The 2,225-nt window shown below is 70.8% G+C and carries 2 protein-coding genes; both read left to right on the forward strand.

The features are described 5' to 3' along the window. The first annotated feature begins 236 nt into the window (after window positions 1-236). Window positions 237-1,751, forward strand: coding sequence for a DEAD/DEAH box helicase (locus STRTUCAR8_RS08885; protein ID WP_006375222.1), 1,515 nt, complete (start codon window positions 237-239; stop codon window positions 1,749-1,751). A gap of 107 nt (window positions 1,752-1,858) precedes the next feature. Further along, window positions 1,859-2,167 (forward strand): SCO5918 family protein, encoded by a 309-nt coding sequence (locus tag STRTUCAR8_RS08890; protein ID WP_006375223.1) that lies wholly within the window; start codon window positions 1,859-1,861, stop codon window positions 2,165-2,167. Window positions 2,168-2,225 lie beyond the last annotated feature (58 nt).

A 2,225-nucleotide genomic window follows, 5' to 3' on the forward strand; every position in this document is an offset into this window, starting at 1 on the left:
AGCTGCATGCACTTTTTTCGCAGTGGTTTCACCTGTTGGGACGACGCGTAGTCGATTCAACTGATTTCGCTGGTCTCATCGACTCGATCGAGTCACCTAATTCAGCAACTGAGCCCGCGTGAATTCACGCCCGGCCAGATTGGCTTTCGTATTCTTTCGGCCCATTCTTGCAATTCTCCGCGCGGTTCTTTGCTGCGGAAATTCCTAGATGTGAGCCGCATCGAGGAAGGTTCCGCATGAACCGCACACGTACGAACGACCGTTTTTCCCGCACCCGCAACGGTGGCGCCGCTTCCGGACGGAGCGGCGGCCGATCGGGCTCGCCGACCGCGAACCGGTCCGGCGGACAGAGCCGTTCCGGAGGCCAGGGCCGTTCCGGCGGCGGTTACGGCCGTCGGCCCGCCGCGCCGCAGGGTGAGTTCGCTCTCCCCGAGACGATCACCCCCGCGCTTCCCGCCGTCGAGGGCTTCGCCGAGCTCGACATGCCCAAGGAGCTGCTGGCCGCGCTCGGTTCGCAGGGCGTGACCGTGCCCTTCCCGATCCAGGGCGCGACCCTGCCGAACTCCCTCGCCGGCCGTGACGTACTGGGCCGTGGCCGCACCGGCTCCGGCAAGACCCTCGCCTTCGGGCTGGCGCTGCTGGCCCGTACGGTCGGGCAGCGCGCCGAGGCCAGGCAGCCGCTGGGTCTGGTCCTCGTACCGACGCGTGAGCTGGCGCAGCAGGTCACCGACGCGCTCACCCCGTACGCCCGTGCCGTGCGGCTTCGGCTGGCCACGGTGGTGGGCGGGATGCCGATCGGCAGGCAGGCCAGCGCGCTGCGCGGCGGGGCCGAGATCGTCGTCGCCACGCCCGGACGCCTCAAGGACCTCATCGACCGCGGCGACTGCCGGCTGAACCAGGTCTCCATCACCGTCCTCGACGAGGCCGACCAGATGGCCGACATGGGCTTCATGCCGCAGGTCACCGCCCTGCTCGACCAGGTGCGTCCCGAGGGCCAGCGGATGCTGTTCTCCGCCACCCTCGACCGCAACGTCGACCTGCTGGTGCGCCGCTACCTGACCGACCCGGTGGTCCACTCCGTCGACCCCTCGGCCGGCGCGGTCACGACGATGGAGCACCACGTGCTGCACGTCCACGGCGCCGACAAGCACGCGGCCACCACCGAGATCGCCGCCCGCGACGGCCGCGTGATCATGTTCCTCGACACCAAGCACGCCGTCGACCGTCTCACCGAGCACCTCCTCAACAGCGGGGTACGGGCTGCCGCCCTGCACGGCGGGAAGTCGCAGCCGCAGCGCACCCGCACGCTGGCGCAGTTCAAGACCGGCCACGTCAACGTGCTGGTGGCGACGAACGTCGCGGCTCGCGGCATCCACGTCGACAACCTCGACCTCGTCGTCAACGTGGACCCGCCGACCGACCACAAGGACTACCTCCACCGTGGTGGCCGGACGGCCCGCGCCGGCGAGTCCGGCAGCGTCGTGACCCTGGTCACCCCGAACCAGCGCCGCGAGATGACCCGCCTGATGGCGGCGGCCGGCATCGTCCCGCAGACCACCCAGGTCCGCTCGGGCGAAGAGGCCCTGCAGCGCATCACCGGCGCCCAGGCCCCCTCGGGCGTCCCGGTCGTCATCACCGCACCGGTGGCCGAACGTGCCAAGAGGCGCGGCACCACCTCGCGCGGCCGACGCCACCCCGCCTCGGCTGCCCGCCGCGCGTCCGCACGGCAGGCCGGCGCCGCTGCGGCGTAACCCTTTCCCGACGTCCGGCGCGTCCGGCGCGTCCGACGTCCGGCGGCCGTCGCCCAGACGGCCGCCCCCGCTTCTCCCGTTTCCGCCGCTTCTCCCTGTGAGGCAACATGCGCTGTGTCATCGCACGCTTCCCGTTCGACCTGACCAAGAGCGGCGTGCTGGAGTCGATGAAGGGCGTCAAACCCCTGCCGGTCACGGGTGAGTCCGTGGTCATCGGGCGACGCCGCTACCCCGTCAAGCAGGTGGGCCAGGTCGTCACCCGTCAGGACCCGCGCGATTTCAGCGCGGGCGAGGTCGTACGGGCGATGACGCGGCTCGGCTTCACCTGCGGGACTCCGCCGCAGGCCGAGCCGGCGCGTACCGAGAGCCCGTTCGAGCAGGCTTCGGCGTTGCTCGGGACTCCCGTGGCCGTCTGACCACCGACCGCTGACCGACCCGACCGGCGCGACCAGCGCGAGCCGGACACCAGTGAGG

This window comes from Streptomyces turgidiscabies Car8 (assembly GCF_000331005.1).
GTDB classification, from domain to species: Bacteria; Actinomycetota; Actinomycetes; order Streptomycetales; family Streptomycetaceae; genus Streptomyces; species Streptomyces turgidiscabies.

Coding starts and splice junctions, on each gene's coding strand:
- STRTUCAR8_RS08885 (WP_006375222.1), top strand. CDS start 237: ATGAACCGCACACGTACGAACGACCGTTTTTCCCGCACCCGCAACGGT.
- STRTUCAR8_RS08890 (WP_006375223.1), top strand. CDS start 1,859: ATGCGCTGTGTCATCGCACGCTTCCCGTTCGACCTGACCAAGAGCGGC.